The organism is Staphylococcus sp. AntiMn-1 (assembly GCF_001663395.1).
In the GTDB taxonomy this organism is placed as follows: Bacteria; Bacillota; Bacilli; order Staphylococcales; family Staphylococcaceae; genus Staphylococcus; species Staphylococcus equorum.
The window spans coordinates 1,959,216-1,975,566 of record NZ_CP012968.1 but is presented as its reverse complement, the minus strand read 5'-3'; the positions used below and the strand labels follow the sequence as shown (position 1 = coordinate 1,975,566).

The following is a 16,351-nucleotide window of genomic DNA, read 5'->3' as shown; positions in this document are numbered from 1 at the left end:
TTTCCTCCTTAGTTTTGTCCGTAATAGGCATTTGCGCCGTGTTTTCTTTCAAAGTGTTTATCAAGTACTGCTTTAGGTAATGTTTCTGCGAATGGATTTAATTGTCTTGTGAAGATATTCATCTTACATACTTCTTCTAACACTACTGCGTTCATCACAGCTTTTTCACAATTATCTCCCCAAATAAATGGTGCGTGACCATGCAATAATACTGCAGGTACTTCATGTGGGTTGATACCTTTTTCTTTAAATGTTTCAACAATGACATTGCCTGTTTCATACTCATAATCTTTATCGATTTCTTCAGTCGTTAAAAATCTAGCACACGGAATTTCGCCGTAGAATGTATCTGCATGTGTTGTTCCCATAGCTGGCACGTTCAATCCTGATTGCGCCCACGTTGTTGCCCATGGTGAATGCGTATGTACGACACTGCCAATATCACCAAATTCTTTATAAAGAACAGCATGCGTTGGCATATCTGAAGAAGGTTTTAAATCTCCTTCAACCACTTCACAATCTAAATTACAAACCACCATATCTTCTGGTTTCATGACATCGTAATCTACGCCACTCGGCTTGATAACAAATAATTGCGATTCTGCATCAAAGGCACTCACATTACCCCATGTGTATTTAATCAATCCTCGGTTTGGCAATTCTAAATTTGCCTTAAAAACTTCAGCTTTTAACGTTTCTAACATGTTATTTGCCTCCTAAATATTTAGCTATCGATTGTTCTATAGGTAAACCTTTTTTAACTTTTTCTACATAGTTATTAAAGTTAATCACTTCTTGTTCTACTGGTTCCGTAGTTACTTCTTCCGTGTTTAAAAATACAACTTCATTTAAAAATGTAGCTAAAGATTGTTGAGATTCTTGTGCGGTATAGTAAGCTAAAACACTGACACCCCATGCGCCACCTTCACTTGCCGTATCCATTACGGTAATCTTATTTTCAAGTGCTGATGATAATACTTGCTGTGCGACACCTTTGGTTTTAAAAATACCGCCATGTGCTATCAATTTATCTATGTTAATCGATTCATTATTTTTCAATAAATCCATTCCAATTTTCAAAGTACTGAATGCACTATATAAATGCATTTTCATAAAATTAGCTAAATTGAAATTATAGTTTGGTTCACGTACAAATAATGGATAACCTGTCTCTACGTCTGTAATGTTTTCTCCTGAAACATAGTTGTATGAAAGTAAGCCACCAATGTTGTCATCACTTTCCAATGAACGCTCGAATATCTGTCCGTACAACTTATCCGATGAAAAATCAACACCCATGACGCTTAATACTTCGCCAAATATGTTCATCCAATCATTAATATCAGAAGTACAGTTATTGGTGTGAATCATTGCTACTTCACTACCATCGGGCGTTGTTACTACATCAATTTCTGGGTACATGCCTTTTAATGCATCAGATAATACAACCATTGCAAATGCACTAGTACCGGCTGATATATTACCTGTATTCTGCGCTACTGTGTTCGTTGCTACCATACCAGTACCAGCATCGCCTTCAGGCGGACACATAATGCTACCAGCTTCGAGATTACCTGAAGGATCTAATAATGTTGCACCATCACTTGTAAGACGACCGCCACTTTCACCTGCCAATTTAATTTCAGGTAATATAGCTGATACTGACTTTTCAAATCCTTTTCCTTTAAATAAGTCATTAGCTGTATTTAATAAATCTGATCTATAAGCTTTTTTGTTAACATCTATTGGGAACATGCCTGAAGCCTCGCCAATACCGACAACTTTTTCTCCAGTTAAGTACCAGTGCACATACCCAGCTAACGTTGTTAAATATTCAATTTGATTCACATGGACTTCTTTATCTAATATGGCTTGATATACATGCGCAATACTCCAACGTTCTGGAATATTAAATTGAAATGCTTCGCTAAGTAACGTAGCTGCCTTTGCTGTATTACCATTTCTCCAAGTTCTAAATGGTACAAGTAAATCTTCATTATGATCAAACGCTAGATAACCATGCATCATACCGCTGATACCAATCGACTTCACTTGTTTTAATGTTAAATTATGTTTTTCTTTCATTTCTGTTGTCATTGCACTATAACTTTTCTGTAACCCGACCCAGATATCATTAATAGAATATGTCCAATATCCATCTACGAATTGGTTTTCCCATTCAAAATGTCCAGATGCAACTGTATTTAAATGCTGATCAATTGCTACGGTATTAATTCTTGTAGAACCAAGTTCAATACCAATCGATATATCTTCACTACTTAATGCTTTCTTCAAACCATCCATTTCAAACACTCCTATTGAAACCGTTTTCAAATATACCTTATAATATTTGTCCGTACATGTCAATGTTTATTATTTTATGTCCGTACATTTTTTGAATTATAAAAAAGCTCAAACCAATAGCGTGATTGATTTGAGCCTGTCTTTTATATTTTTTTTACAGAATTTCGTTCGATAATATATGTATCTATAAGTTGTGACGTTTGTTTTTTATCTGTATTTATCGCGGTAATCATCCATTCTGCTGCTTTTCTACCAAGTAATTCTTGAGGATGTGACGTTGTAGTCAAATCCATCTCACTCAATTTACTTAGCACTGAATTATCTTCGCCAACCACAGATAAATCGCTTGGTATCTGCACATTTCGCTGTTTTAATCTTTGGATGATCTCGTAAGCAATTTCATCGTTATAACAAACTAAGCCAGTGATATTAATCTTTTTCTCACAAATATGCTGAACAATTTGTTCGATGACTTGTGGCTTACTTTCGGTATCAAATGTATAAATATGTTCGCCTTTAAAAAGAATATGATTACTTTCAAAAGCATTAAAATAACCTTTCATTCTTAATTTACCTTGGTTATCGTCTATTTTAGTAATTAAAGCAATATTTTCATGTCCTTGATCTACTAAATATTTTGTTGCTAAATAGCCAGATTTCACATCATCAATTGCTATATAAGGCAAGTTCAACTCATCATACTTAGCATTAATCATTAAAATCGGAATATCTCGCTGTTTGAATAATGAATAATAGGACAAATTCGGGTTATAGACATTACTCTTAGTAGGTTCTATAATAAGTCCCGTCACACCTTGATTCAGCATCATCTCTAAACATTTACGTTCTTCCTCATGATTGTTATTCGTACTTGCTAATATTAAAGAATAGCCATTCTTTTTTAATACATTCTCAATACCTCGAATAATACTCGGGAAAATATAATCCGATAAGTAAGTCACGATTACGCCTATTTTTTTAGTTTCATTGTTCTGATTTGTATTTAAATAATTGTAACTCACATATGATCCAGAACCTTTTTTCTTTTTAATGTATCCTTCTTTGACTAATAAATCCATTGCTTGTCTGATTGTATAGCGACTTAAATTATACCTATCCTGAAATTGCTTTTCTGTAGGTAAGAGCATTCCAACTTGATAGCTTTTGTTAATTATTTTTTCTTTAATTTCGTCCGCTACAATTTGATATTTCGGCTTATTCATAATTGAAAATCTCCTAGTCTCACCAATTTGTCTTAATACCGCATATTATAGCATACGTCATATTTATTCAATGAATCAAATTTTAAGAAAAATTGAATTTATACGTTGAATTCATCATATAATATAAAGTAATTACGTACTTAGTTTAAACGTCGTTCTTTGTACTGCCTTCCCTCTTGAAAGACTACTGTTAAGCCATTGAAACGTCACTCATTAAAATCTTTTGACTTATGAATTAACCGTTGTTATATTAAGATTAAGAAGGAGATATGCGTGAACATACCTCCCTCACAGACCCGTTAAAAAGACGGTGGCTAGACAAAGTGAAAATAACGTTTCAACATTTATCTGCCTAAAGTTGGAACGTTATTTTTTTTGGCTATTACAAACTAATATGAGACCAATGATTGTTAACATAACCATTAAGATTTCATAATCAGTCATTTTCTATCCTTTCTTGGAGTAGAAACCAAAATCATAGGCATCACCCCATTTTCAATGAGATTAGCCACCTTTATTCCAACTTGCCTGTAAAAATATTTTACTACATGAACTGCGTCACTCCTACCTTTTCTTCACTTTTTGAAAAATTTAACTATCCCTATATGAATCATTTTATTGAATTCTTATAACGTCTCTATGTACGCTTTTAAAAATATAATAAAATCTTTTGACTTATGAATTAACCGTTGTTATATTAAAATTAAGAAGGAGATATGCGCTAACATACTTCCCTCACAGACCCGTTAAAACACGGGGGCTTTTTGGTTAAAATAACCTTAACTTCTCCAAAGTTGGAAGGTTATTTTTTTTGGCTATTACAAACTAATATGAGTCCAATGATTGTTAACACAACCATCAAGATTTCATAATCAGTCATTTTCTATCCTTTCTTGGAGTAGAGACCAAAATCATAGGCATCACCCCATTTTCAATGAGATTAGCCACCTTTATTCCAACTTGTCTGTAAAAATATTTTACTACATGAACTGCGTGACTCCTATCTTTTCTTCACTTTTAAAAAAACTCACCCCCAAAATATAAAACGTTTTCATTTTATTAATAAGAAATGGATACATTTTACTTTGTACATGGTACGCTATAATTAATAAAAATATTACTTATTATATTAAATGGATAGATTGTATAAGGAGTGAACTTGGATGAAAAAAGTTTCTATCAAAGATGTAGCTAAAGAAGCAGACGTGTCTTTGACTACGGTTTCGCAAATTTTAAATAAAAAAAGCAACCGTTTTTCAGAGGAAACAGTAAACAAAGTCATTGCTGCTAAAGAGCGATTAGGCTACTTCCCTAATAAAAATGCGCAACAATTACGTGGTAGCCAAACAAAATTAATCGGTGTGCTATTACCAAATTTAACTAATCCATTCTTTTCCACGATGATGCAAACTATGGACGATCACAAACCAGATGATATCGATTTATTCTTCTTAACAACAAAGGAAGATAAAATCGAAGAAGGGATTATGCATCTTGTCGAACGAGGCATGGATGGTCTGATTATTGCGCAGATGATTAAGAACCCGTCTCGTTTAAATCAATATTTATTAAATCATAATATACCCTATATCGTACTAGATCAAAGTGATGACCATGGATTTACTGATATCGTAAAAACAAATGAACGCAATGGTGGTGAACTGGCAGCCGCACATCTTATTGATTACGGCCACACGCACATTTCAATCATTCAACCTTATAATTTAACGAGTAATATGAAAGCAAGAACAGATGGTTTCATCAAATATTGTGAAATGCATGAGATACCATCTCCTATAATTATCGAAACCCCTTTAAATAAAGAAGGTGGATTTGCAGTCATTGATGATATTATAAAGTCCAAATCTAGTGCTATTTTTGCAACAAATGATGAGATGGCTATTGGTATTATGCGTGGCCTCGCTGATAAAGGATTTCACGTACCAAACGATATTTCAGTTATTGGCTTTGATAATATAGACATTGCAAAATATCTTGTCCCTTCCCTCACCACAGTTGCACAACCTATTAAAGAAATAGGCGAGGCTGCATTAGCTTTAATCACTCATAAGCTGAATCAAAATGATGCAACTTTACATAACGTTGCATTACATAATGAGTTAATTATCAGAGAAACAACACAACATTTTTAAAAATAAAACACACATAATATAAGACTTAAAGATATGTCATTGATTGCTTGACTCGAGTTAGCAGTTATCAATTTTCAGCTTATCTTCTAGGTCTTATATTTTTTTGTAAAAAATGAAAGCGTGTACAAATATAGAAATTGATGTTATTATGACTTAGTAAAACGTTTTACTAAATCGTTTTACCTAAAAATAATCACTACATAAATATATATAGAGGTGTCTTATGGATATTATAGCAATTTTAATTGGTCTTGGACCATTACTGGGTTGGGGACTATTTCCTACCATCGCATCGAAGTTTGGTGGACGACCAGTTAACCAAATATTTGGTGCAACAGTAGGAACGTTGATTTTCGCATTAGGTTTCGCATTCATTCAAGGTATCGATTTTCCAACAGGAATGAACCTTATATTTTCATTAATATCAGGTGTTGGTTGGGGCTTTGGACAAATTATTACTTTTAAAGCATTTGGTCTAGTCGGTTCTTCCAGAGCTATGCCAATCACAACTGCATTTCAACTATTAGGTGCATCACTATGGGGTGTCTTTGCATTAGGAGATTGGCCAGGATTAACAAATAAAATTATCGGCTTCACTGCCCTACTTGTTGTGCTAATTGGTGCATATATGACTGTTTGGAGTGAAAAATCAGAACAACAGTATAGTAAGAAATTAAGAAATGCAGTTATTTTACTACTTATAGGTGAAATAGGTTATTGGGCCTACTCTGCAGCACCTCAAGCAACTAATATCAGTGGTATGGAAGCATTCTTACCACAAGCAATGGGTATGGTGCTTGCTGCAGTAATTTATGCATTTATGAATATGAAACAAGGCAATGCTTTCTTAGAAAAAGTCAGCTGGAAACAAATTATTTCAGGATTGTTCTTTGCATTTGGTGCATTAACATACTTAATTTCTGCACAGTCAGATATGAATGGATTAGCGACAGGATTCATACTGTCACAAACATCAGTAGTATTAGCTACGTTAACAGGTATTTATTTCTTGAATCAGAGAAAAACACCAAAAGAACTTATCGTTACTATTATTGGACTTGTAATCATATTAATAGCAGCAGCAGTTACAGTATTTATTAAATAAACTATAGGATGGGAGATTTAATTATGAAAAAAACAAAGGTTTTAAATAGTCATGTGTCACATGCAATTGCAACATTGGGTCATTTTGATTTAATAACAATTAATGATGCGGGTATGCCAATTCCAAATGACGAACGTCGTATTGATTTAGCGATTACTAAAGACCTACCACGCTTTATTGATGTTTTAGAGAACGTTTTATCAGAAGTTGAAGTTCAAAAAATATTTCTTGCAGAAGAAATCAAAACACAAAACGCTGAACAACTTAAACAAATTAAATCATTGATAGGTGACAATGTAGAAATTTCATTTATTCCACATGAAGAAATGAAACAAAATTTAAATCATTCACTAACAAAAGCTAATATTCGCACAGGGGAAACGACACCATTTTCAAATATTGCACTTGAATCTAACGTGACATTTTAAAGAAAAAAGGAGAATATACTATGACAAATAAAGTTGTAATTATTGGTTCTACCAATGTAGATAAAATTTTAAACGTAGACCGTTTTGTTAAACCGGGAGAAACATTACATCTTCAAAATGCTCAAAAAATTTATGGTGGCGGTAAAGGCGCAAATCAAGCACTTGCAACTGCACGCTCAAATGCCCAAACAACTTTTATTTCTAAGATTGGAACTGAAGGAGACGCAGATTTCATGTTAGAAGATTTTGAAGAAGCGCATATGAATACAGACTACATCATGACAACAGATACCGCCCAAACAGGCCAAGCATTCATAACAATTGATGCCAATGGACAAAATACAATTTTAGTTTATGGTGGCGCAAATATGGAATTAAATGATACAGATGTAAATAAAGCAGCTGACGCAATTGCAGAAGCAGATTATATTATTGCTCAACTTGAAGTGCCTGTTCCTGCGATTATTAGCGCTTTTAAAATCGCACGTGAAAACAATGTCACTACTATTTTAAATCCAGCTCCTGCAAGTGAATTATCTAAAGATTTACTTACTTTAACTGACATTATTGTGCCAAACGAAACAGAAGCAGAATTATTAAGTGGTATCGCAGTTACAGATCGTGCATCAATGCATCAAAACGCCGAATACTTTTTATCTTTAGGAATGAAAGTTGTTATTATCACACTTGGCGAGCAAGGTACTTATTACGCGACAGCAAATTCTGCTGGTTTAATACCTTCGTTTAAAGTAAAAGCGATTGATACAACAGCAGCAGGTGACACTTTTATCGGTGCATTTGCAAGTCGTCTCAATATGACAGACTTTAATATAGAAGAAAGTATTACTTACGCAAATAAAGCAGCTTCGCTTACAGTCCAAGTTGAAGGCGCTCAAAAATCAATTCCATTAGAACAAGATGTGTTAAAGGCTTAAAGATAAACTACTTATTTTATACATCATGAGATAGTTCATAATCACTGCTCATAAGCAAAGGCGGCTCTCACTAATCTGAGAGCCGCCTTGTTTATTTATTTATTTATATTTATTTACGAGTGCTTTAGGAAGATGACAGTAATCATCAGGGAATCTTGTTAATCTATCTTGATTTTCTTCTGCACTTTTCACGTAATTTGTCAGTGGTAATACTTCTGTTGCAATCAGATGATGGTCTTCAATTGCATCTATAAATGCTTGTGCCTCTTTTAAATGCTTGGCATCTTCACTGTATAATCCTGTTCTATATCTCAAGCCAACATCTTCACCTTGCTTGTTTACGCTATAAGGATCAATAATTTCAAATAGATATCCCATTAAGTCTGTAACTGTCACTTTTGCTGGATCAAATGTTGTCTTAATGACTTCTACATATCCATCATATTCTCCATCGAGTGTATCTGTAATACCGTTTGCCCTGCCACCTTCTGTGTCTACTACACCAGGTAAAGTTTTAACAAAGGCTTGTACACCCCATAGACATCCGCCTGCCAAGTATACCGTTTCCATTTACATCTCTCCCTTTTCAACTAACAATTATCAATTCAGTATAGTAATAACCACGTTCATTTGCAATTACTTATAGTTTAGCGTTTTCAAAGGTGTATGATTGATTTTTTGTCAAAAGGGAAAATATTAAAGTAGTATACAAGGAGGAATTACATGCCTAAAGTTGAAGAAAGAATGTTAGAAGATATCGAAGAAAAACCTTCAAGATCACAAAGCGATTTAAGCTCTGAAAAGGAAATGCAGCAAAATGCCTTTGAAAGATTAGGCAAAGACGTCGTAATCATCGAAACTTTAGCAATTATGAACATTATTTTTGCTATAAGTACAATTGGCTTAGTGACTGCACTTGTTTGCACAAATAAAAAGAAATAAGTTCATCATAGCTGTTTCTAAATTTTAAGAAGTATAAAATGAATGCTATATACCTTTGCTCTTTTCATGGTTTTCACTATTAAAGTGACGGTTTTGAGAAGAGCATTTTTATTTTTCTATTTCTTCAAATGTACTTTTCATATATAATGAAAATATTGCACTAATTTAAATTAATAAATTGAATATTATCCCTTTTTTGTTATAATGCAATAAGGAGAATTTTGTTCTTTTACTCGAAATAATGAGTAAGTAAATTATAAATGAAGCATTACGTTGCTTCAATACAACCAACCACTTCAACCATAAATTTTATATTAATAATAATGAAAAGAATAGATTAGAGGAGAATCGAATTATGGATTATAGAGTATTATTGTATTATAAATATACAACACTTGATGACCCCGAAACTTTCGCTACGGAGCATTTAGAATTTTGTAAGGATTTAGAACTTAAGGGCCGTATTTTAGTATCTACAGAAGGTATCAATGGTACTGTATCTGGGACAGTCGAAGCTACTGATCAATATATGGAACAATTGAAATCAGATGAAAGATTTAAGGGAATTACTTTTAAAGTTGATGAAGCTGAAGGACATGCTTTCAAAAAAATGCACGTACGTCCAAGAGAAGAAATCGTTGCTCTAGATTTAGAAGATGACGTTGACCCAAGAGAATTAACAGGAAATTACTTATCACCAAAAGAATTTAGAGAAGCTTTATTGGCTGATGATACTGTAGTCATTGATGCAAGAAATGATTACGAATACGATTTAGGTCATTTCCGCGGCTCAGTTCGTCCTGATATCACGAGATTTAGAGACCTACCTGATTGGATCAAAGAAAATAAAGAGCAATTCATGGACAAAAAGATTGTTACTTATTGTACTGGCGGCATCCGTTGTGAAAAATTCTCTGGTTACTTATTAAAAGAGGGCTTTGAAGATGTAGGTCAACTTGAAGGTGGCATTGCTACTTACGGTAAAGATCCGGAAGTAAAAGGTGAATTATGGGACGGTAAAATGTACGTCTTTGATGAACGTATTAGTGTAGAAGTCAACCAAGTAGACAAAACAGTTGTGGGTAAAGAATGGTTCGATGGTACACCATGCGAACGTTATATCAATTGCAGCAATCCAGAATGTAACAAACAAATTCTTGTTTCTGAAGAAAATGAAGAACGTTATTTAGGTGCTTGTACACACGAATGTGCAACTCACGAAAATAATCGTTATGTAAAAAAACATGACATTAGCGAAGAAGAAAAAGCCGCACGCTTAGAAAACTTCAAAAATCTTGTAAGCCAATAATATAAAACACTGTTATGCATGATGCATAACAGTGTTTTATTTATCGTTTCACTCGTGTTATCAAACTTTCTACTAATTCTTCAATACTACTATTAATAACTTCTATATTTTTGTCATTTATGTTTTTGTCACCATGAAACCAAATTGGTTTAATGCCTACATTAAGTGAACCAGAAACATCATTTTCCCAAGAATCTCCTACATATATTGTATGCTCAGGTTTGATATTTAGCATATGAGTTACCTTTAAGAAAGCAGCACCATCAGGCTTTTCACTTCCAATATCTTCAGATATAAAAATATTATTTTCAAAAATCTTTTTTAATTCTAAACGTGCTATCTTAGTTGTTTGTTCTGAAATTTTTCCGTTAGTTAATATACCTATATTCACCCATTTTTTTAATTCATTAAGATGATCATTTAATATTATATTTGGTTTAATATGTTGAATAATAATGTCAAAAAAAGCTAAGAAATATTCATGTGCTTCTTTTGTTGTAATATTTTTCTTAAAATATTTTAAACTTTCTATTAATCGTAGTTGCCTGAGTTCATCTAAAGTTATCTCTCCTCGACTATGTTTCAACCAAAATTTTTTATCATAATAAGTGTAAATTTTGAGGAATTCATCATATGCAATATCTTCTGCATACCCAGAATCGTTGAAAATTTGTTTATTCGCAATTAACCATAAATCATTGAAAGGAAATAAAGTATTATCTAAATCAAATAATACTAATTCTGCATTTTTAATTAAAAACCCCTCCTTAAGAGTAATTAACGTCGTTACATAATAATTATAAACCGCCTTTTCACTTTTACTGTATTAAGTTTTTAACAAAATTATGAATTTTAAAACCTTCTCCCCATAAACTTAATCCCTTTATGCGTACAAACTAAAAATAGAATATGTGCAATAATCCAACAGATATAACCCATGAATTGAAATTGAAAAACAGGGTTAATTGCCATATAAATCAGCAATGGATAAAGTGCTAAAAATGAAAACATGACACAAATTAACGCGATATAATAATAATCCCCTAACTTTTTATAAATAAAATAAAGTAAAGCATAAAGTGAAATTGTAATGCCTACATGAATTAAAAATTCCAAAACAATATTTGAAGCATTGTCATCTATTAAAAAATCTATATTCAGTAATAATGCTGTTAAGTGCATCGATTTAAATAAATCGAAAAATAAAGTAGTCAAAAATAATATAATTGCTAACGTCAATGCTACGATTAAATGTGCTAAAAGTTTTTTCATAATATCATATTATTCCCTTACACCCATTAGTTAATCAATTTTCAAAATAAATTTATTTACATATAAAAACCCCTGTCTCTACATAGTAGAAACAGGGATTAGTTTATTCACTTAACTATATTTAATTTTAATTAGACATTACTGCTTATATTATGCAGTAACCCATTGTGAAGCACCTTCAGATTCGTAAAGATCCATTGCTGCTTGGTCTTGTACTGATTCTGGAGCTTCAGTTGGTGATTGACCTTGGTATTCTTCAGGTGCTACTGAATCCCAAGTGCTTTGTAAGAATTGGTATTTACCTGCTGCACCTGATGAAGGGTTAACAGCTTTAAGGTCGCCACCTGATTCACGTTCAGCGATTGCTTGTAAATGAGAATTAACTTCTACTGATGAACCACTTGAAGCTTCACTTGAGCTTGATTCATTTGAACTTTCTGAAGATTGAGTTGAAGCAGCTTCTTGTTGTGGTTGTTGAGTTTCTTCAGCTTGTGGAGCTGATTGTTCAGTTGGTTGCTCAGCAGTTGCTTGTTGAGCTTGTTCTTGTTGTGGTTGTTCTTGTTGTGGTTGAGCTTGTTGTTGATCACTATTAGTTGAAGCTTGTTCTGATGAACCATTTGAACCTTCACCATAGCTCCAAGTAAAGTTTGTACCATCTGATTGGAAGTTATAATTTACGCCATCTTGAGTAAAGTTATGATTATATGAACCCTCTTGTATAGGTGCTTGATTTAATTGTTCAGAGTTTGATTGAGCTTGTTGCGCTAAGTCTGCTTTGTCGATACCTTGTTCTGAAGCGTCAGCTGAATTTCCTGCTGCTGCTCCTGTTACGCCTAATCCTACTGCTAAAGTTGATGCAATTACTGTTTTTTTCATTATTAATAATCCTCCTAAGAGATAATTTTCATTTTATAGTTTTAAAATTAATTCGTAATTTCAATCATCGCTAAGACGATTTACTTTCCTCAATTAATTTACAAGACCTACTGTAACATCTATAAATAGCTCGTGGGTTACAGTGAAGTTAAAAAAACAATCGACTTTTTACACTCCCATTACACTAAATATCTTAATAATTTCCAGAAAATTCAACCAAAATACTCTCACGATAGTTCATAAATAGAATACTTGCTTTACCTCTATGTAATCTCTATGTAATTAGTGTGACAATGGTGTACCTTTACACCAATAGTATACACTTACTTTTTACTTCGTTTTATTTTTATTTCACGTTATTTTAAACACATTATTTTTTAATATTGCGTACTAACTATGTAAAGTATTATATCGATTTGGAGGAGTTCAATGTTTATCAATGTCCTTTATGAGGATAATCATTTACTTATGGTCGAAAAACCTATTAATATACCAGTACAGGCTGATGACTCAAAAAATGAAGATTTATTGTCTATGTTAAAAGATTACATTAAAAAAAATATAATAAACCAGGAAAAGTTTATCTTGGCTTAGTACATCGTCTTGATAGACCAGTCGGTGGTGCTATGGTATTTGCTAAAACATCCAAAGCTGCATCTCGTTTATCAAATGAACTAAGAAAGCAAAATTTTGATAGAACTTATTTAGCAGTTGTTCATGGCACACCTGCAAAAAAACAAGGTGAACTTAAAGATTATCTCTGGAAAGATCGTAATAAAAATATCGTATATGTGGTAGATTCAAAAAGAAAAGAAGCAAAACAAGCGATCTTAGACTACAAAATAATTCGTAATGCTGAAAAGAAAAGTTTAGTCGAAGTACAATTGCGAACTGGACGTTCACATCAAATTAGAGTGCAATTTGCGAATCAAAACTTACCATTATATGGAGACCAAAAATATGGACAACATATTAATAAACCTGGTCAACAAATTGCTTTATGGGCATCGCATCTTAGCGTAAAACATCCGACTAAAGATGAAATTATATCTGTAGAATCAATTCCAAGCGACGGTATCTGGTCACATTATTTGTAATACTTGTATCGTCTCCATACTAAAATTGCATTTCCTCGGAAATATTTTAATAACAAAAACAATTGGCTGGGACATATCACATGTCTTAGCCTCAGTTTTTTATATTGGCAGTGGCTGACTGAATTGAAAATACGCTTATATCAAGCATTTAAAGAACTACTACTTCATTTATGAAGACAAGTAGTTCTTATGCAAGAGCTAAAGCTCTTGTATTCCATTTTCTAGTCAGCTGTGCCGGGGTGGGACGACGAAATTTTATTAGAAAAATTAGATTTCTGTCCCACTCCCTTGTTTTATTTATCTCAAATTATTTATTAAATCAAAAAACCTGCCTCTATATTATAGAAGCAGGTTTTGAATCGTTTATTTAAAATGATTAATTACTGTTTAAATTATGCAGTAACCCATTGTGAAGCGCCAACTTCATTGTAAAGTTTAACTGCTGCAGCATCTTGTACAGATTCAGGTGCTTCTGTTGGAGATACACCTTGGTAAGCTGCTGGAGCTACTGAATCCCAAGTGCTTTGTAAGAATTGATATTTACCTGCTGCACCTGATGATGGGTTAACAGCTTTAAGATCGCCGCCTGATTCACGTTGAGCGATTGCTTGTAAATGAGAGTTAACATTTACTGATGAACCACTTGAAGCTTCACTTGAGCTTGATTCTTTTGAAGTAGATTCTTGTTGTGGTTGTTGAGTTGCTTCAGTTTTTGGTGCTTCTTGTTGAGCTGGTTCTGCAGCTTGTTCAGATGGTGCTTCTTGTTGTGCTGGCTCTGCTGCTTGTTCAGCTGGTGCTGCTTGTTCAGCTGGTGCTTCTTGTTGAGCAGGTGCCTCAGTTGAACCTTCAGCTGATCCTCCACCAAAGCTCCAGCTAAAGTTTGTACCGTCTGATTCGAAACTATATTCTGTACCATTATAATTAAAGTCGATGTCATATGAACCTTCTTGAACAGGTGCTTCATTTAATTGCTCTGGATTTGATTGCGCTAATTGTGCTAATTGTGCTTTATCTACGTTTTGCTCTGAAGCGTCAGCTGAATTACCTGCTGCTCCTGTTACGCCTAATCCAAGTGCTAAAGTTGATGCGATTACTGTTTTTTTCATTATTAATAAATCCTCCCAAAAAGATAATTTTAATTTTTTATTTTATATGGCTGAATTTCAATTATTTAATTAAAAATTAATTTACTGCTTCAACCAACTCACAAATAATACTATAACATCCATAAAATGTTTGTAGGTTACAGTCAAATTAAAATATACGCATGTTCTTTACATCTAAATTACAGTGAAAAAGTTACTAATAATGGCGAAAAAGTTACTAAAAGCTTTCACAAACGTCTATAAACAGATTATTATAAAATATAAACACGTAATATTTATGTAATTTGTTCGTCAATTGTGTACAATTCCACTTTATTTTTCAGTTTGCAATTTATTGGAAATCATACTCAGACTTTTTTCAAGCGATATTTTACACCAATTTTCTATAAATCAACTAAGTCAACTACATACCAAATTAAAAAAGCCGTTCAAATTCTCATGATTTGAACGGCCTTCTATATTCTACTATTTAGATAATGCTATTTTAATATGTGCTAAGTGATGTTCTTCATGCCAAGATAATTTTGCTATCTTTTTACCTACCGTTATCTCGCCACTATCTTTTAACGTAAATGTTTGTGCTAATTGATCTTCATTTAAATTGTTAGCAATTGCTACGATACGCTCGTTCATGCCTTCTAGCATCTTAATCGAGCTTTCGATAGGTAAGTCGTTATCCGGCAACATCACCCATTCATCTTGAATAAACGCTGGTACGGTCGGATTGTTATCCGTGAGTGCTAACTTCAAACGCTGATACATATTTAATTGAGAGTCAGCAATATGATGTACAAGTTGACGTACTGTCCAACTACCTGCACGATACTTTGCATTCAACGCTTCATCATCTAACGAGTCTACAGTCTCTCTTAAGCGTTCAGTATAACCTTCTATTTCTTTCGCCCATTTTTGTATATCATCTAATGTTACATTATCTGGAACTTCTAATTCTCCTATTGGAAATCTTAAATCCATTTAATCACCTTATTATCATTTATTTAAATTCACGCACATTATCTCTACATCATTATTATTCTCTGTTTCTTTATAATTAAACATTTTATAGAATGCACACAATTTTTCAGTCATTATTAATGTAGGTTCTCATCCTCTTCTTTATATTTCTTACTTAACTAAAGGCATTTTTATGAACTTTTTAATATTATAGTGAGCACGTTTTACTGATTTGATATTATAAAATTGAAAAATTAAGAAAAGGAGCATTTTAAAGATGAAACAACATTCAGCAAAGAATAAAAACACCACATTTAAACCGCTTTGGTTAATCATCAGTGTGCTTGCGCTTGTGATTATCATGCTATTACCAACAAAGAACTCATAATCAATAAAGCCAAACAAGTTATTTTGGCAATTGATGCTTCTAAATTTGATGCCAATAGTTTAATAAGCTTTGGTCACTTATCCAACATCGATTATATCGTGACAAATATTGAATTTGATGACGAATGGAAAAGTATCCTAGAAAATCATTCAGTAAAGGTAATATAATTTCTCTTTTTAACTTTCATATCTTATAATCAATGAATTAAGAATGAAATTATTAAAATAATAAACATATTATACGATAAGCACTTATCATT

The 16,351-nt window shown here is 32.9% G+C and carries 16 protein-coding genes and 1 pseudogene; 8 read left to right on the top strand and 9 right to left on the bottom strand.

What is annotated here, in order from left to right; genetic code table 11:
* Positions 1 to 8: 8 nt before the first annotated feature.
* The 3 genes from AOB58_RS09620 to AOB58_RS09610 form a co-directional block, all read right to left on the bottom strand.
* The gene (locus tag AOB58_RS09620) at positions 9 to 704 is read right to left on the bottom strand and encodes an L-ribulose-5-phosphate 4-epimerase (protein WP_046465758.1); all 696 of its coding nucleotides are present in this window, start codon (positions 702 to 704) and stop codon (positions 9 to 11) included.
* 1 nt (position 705) lies between these two features.
* Positions 706 to 2,304, bottom strand: a complete 1,599-nt coding sequence (locus AOB58_RS09615) for a xylulokinase (RefSeq protein WP_064783375.1) — start codon at positions 2,302 to 2,304, stop codon at positions 706 to 708.
* Positions 2,305 to 2,447: 143 nt separating this feature from the next.
* Entirely contained in the window at positions 2,448 to 3,527 is a 1,080-nt protein-coding gene (locus AOB58_RS09610; RefSeq protein ID WP_046465756.1) for a GntR family transcriptional regulator, read from the bottom strand.
* 1,163 nt (positions 3,528 to 4,690) lie between these two features.
* On the opposite strand from AOB58_RS09610, the gene rbsR reads away from it, so the two are divergent.
* The 4 genes from rbsR to rbsK all read left to right on the top strand — a co-directional run bounded on the left by rbsR (position 4,691) and on the right by rbsK (position 8,148).
* Positions 4,691 to 5,680 (top strand): ribose utilization transcriptional repressor RbsR, encoded by a 990-nt coding sequence (gene rbsR, locus AOB58_RS09605; RefSeq protein WP_064783374.1) that lies wholly within the window; start codon positions 4,691 to 4,693, stop codon positions 5,678 to 5,680.
* A 223-nt stretch (positions 5,681 to 5,903) separates the two neighbouring features.
* Complete coding sequence (gene rbsU, locus AOB58_RS09600) at positions 5,904 to 6,785, top strand: ribose/proton symporter RbsU (protein WP_002506425.1); 882 nt, start codon at positions 5,904 to 5,906, stop codon at positions 6,783 to 6,785.
* A gap of 23 nt (positions 6,786 to 6,808) precedes the next feature.
* The gene (gene rbsD, locus AOB58_RS09595; protein WP_021338943.1) at positions 6,809 to 7,213 is read left to right on the top strand and encodes a D-ribose pyranase; all 405 of its coding nucleotides are present in this window, start codon (positions 6,809 to 6,811) and stop codon (positions 7,211 to 7,213) included.
* A gap of 20 nt (positions 7,214 to 7,233) precedes the next feature.
* Positions 7,234 to 8,148 (top strand): ribokinase, encoded by a 915-nt coding sequence (gene rbsK, locus AOB58_RS09590; protein WP_021338944.1) that lies wholly within the window; start codon positions 7,234 to 7,236, stop codon positions 8,146 to 8,148.
* A 99-nt stretch (positions 8,149 to 8,247) separates the two neighbouring features.
* Here rbsK and AOB58_RS09585 read toward each other — a convergent pair whose 3' ends face one another.
* Positions 8,248 to 8,718, bottom strand: coding sequence for a peptide-methionine (S)-S-oxide reductase (locus AOB58_RS09585; RefSeq protein ID WP_002506422.1), 471 nt, complete (start codon positions 8,716 to 8,718; stop codon positions 8,248 to 8,250).
* 153 nt (positions 8,719 to 8,871) lie between these two features.
* Here AOB58_RS09585 and AOB58_RS09580 point away from each other — a divergent pair, with 153 nt between their 5' ends.
* Positions 8,872 to 9,090, top strand: coding sequence for a hypothetical protein (locus tag AOB58_RS09580; protein ID WP_002506421.1), 219 nt, complete (start codon positions 8,872 to 8,874; stop codon positions 9,088 to 9,090).
* 355 nt (positions 9,091 to 9,445) lie between these two features.
* Complete coding sequence (gene trhO, locus AOB58_RS09575) at positions 9,446 to 10,399, top strand: oxygen-dependent tRNA uridine(34) hydroxylase TrhO (RefSeq protein ID WP_064783373.1); 954 nt, start codon at positions 9,446 to 9,448, stop codon at positions 10,397 to 10,399.
* A 40-nt stretch (positions 10,400 to 10,439) separates the two neighbouring features.
* On the opposite strand, the gene AOB58_RS09570 is transcribed toward trhO, so the two are convergent.
* The 3 genes from AOB58_RS09570 to AOB58_RS09560 all read right to left on the bottom strand — a co-directional run bounded on the left by AOB58_RS09570 (position 10,440) and on the right by AOB58_RS09560 (position 12,547).
* Positions 10,440 to 11,084, bottom strand: a complete 645-nt coding sequence (locus AOB58_RS09570) for an HAD family hydrolase (RefSeq protein ID WP_233640625.1) — start codon at positions 11,082 to 11,084, stop codon at positions 10,440 to 10,442.
* Between the two features lie 167 nt (positions 11,085 to 11,251).
* The gene (locus AOB58_RS09565) at positions 11,252 to 11,671 is read right to left on the bottom strand and encodes a hypothetical protein (RefSeq protein ID WP_064783371.1); all 420 of its coding nucleotides are present in this window, start codon (positions 11,669 to 11,671) and stop codon (positions 11,252 to 11,254) included.
* Positions 11,672 to 11,821: 150 nt separating this feature from the next.
* Positions 11,822 to 12,547: a transglycosylase family protein gene (locus AOB58_RS09560; RefSeq protein WP_064783370.1), complete on the bottom strand. Its 726-nt coding sequence runs from the start codon at positions 12,545 to 12,547 to the stop codon at positions 11,822 to 11,824.
* A 429-nt stretch (positions 12,548 to 12,976) separates the two neighbouring features.
* On the opposite strand from AOB58_RS09560, the pseudogene AOB58_RS09555 reads away from it, so the two are divergent.
* Positions 12,977 to 13,644 (top strand): annotated as a pseudogene (locus AOB58_RS09555) (RluA family pseudouridine synthase).
* A gap of 392 nt (positions 13,645 to 14,036) precedes the next feature.
* Here AOB58_RS09555 and AOB58_RS09550 read toward each other — a convergent pair.
* Both AOB58_RS09550 and AOB58_RS09545 read right to left on the bottom strand, forming a co-directional pair.
* Positions 14,037 to 14,750, bottom strand: coding sequence for a transglycosylase family protein (locus AOB58_RS09550; RefSeq protein ID WP_064783369.1), 714 nt, complete (start codon positions 14,748 to 14,750; stop codon positions 14,037 to 14,039).
* A gap of 465 nt (positions 14,751 to 15,215) precedes the next feature.
* On the bottom strand, positions 15,216 to 15,725 hold the full coding sequence (locus tag AOB58_RS09545) for a YfiT family bacillithiol transferase (RefSeq protein ID WP_064783368.1): 510 nt from the start codon (positions 15,723 to 15,725) through the stop codon (positions 15,216 to 15,218).
* Between the two features lie 303 nt (positions 15,726 to 16,028).
* On the opposite strand from AOB58_RS09545, the gene AOB58_RS13365 reads away from it, so the two are divergent.
* The gene (locus AOB58_RS13365) at positions 16,029 to 16,259 is read left to right on the top strand and encodes a DeoR/GlpR family DNA-binding transcription regulator (protein WP_082920401.1); all 231 of its coding nucleotides are present in this window, start codon (positions 16,029 to 16,031) and stop codon (positions 16,257 to 16,259) included.
* Positions 16,260 to 16,351 lie beyond the last annotated feature (92 nt).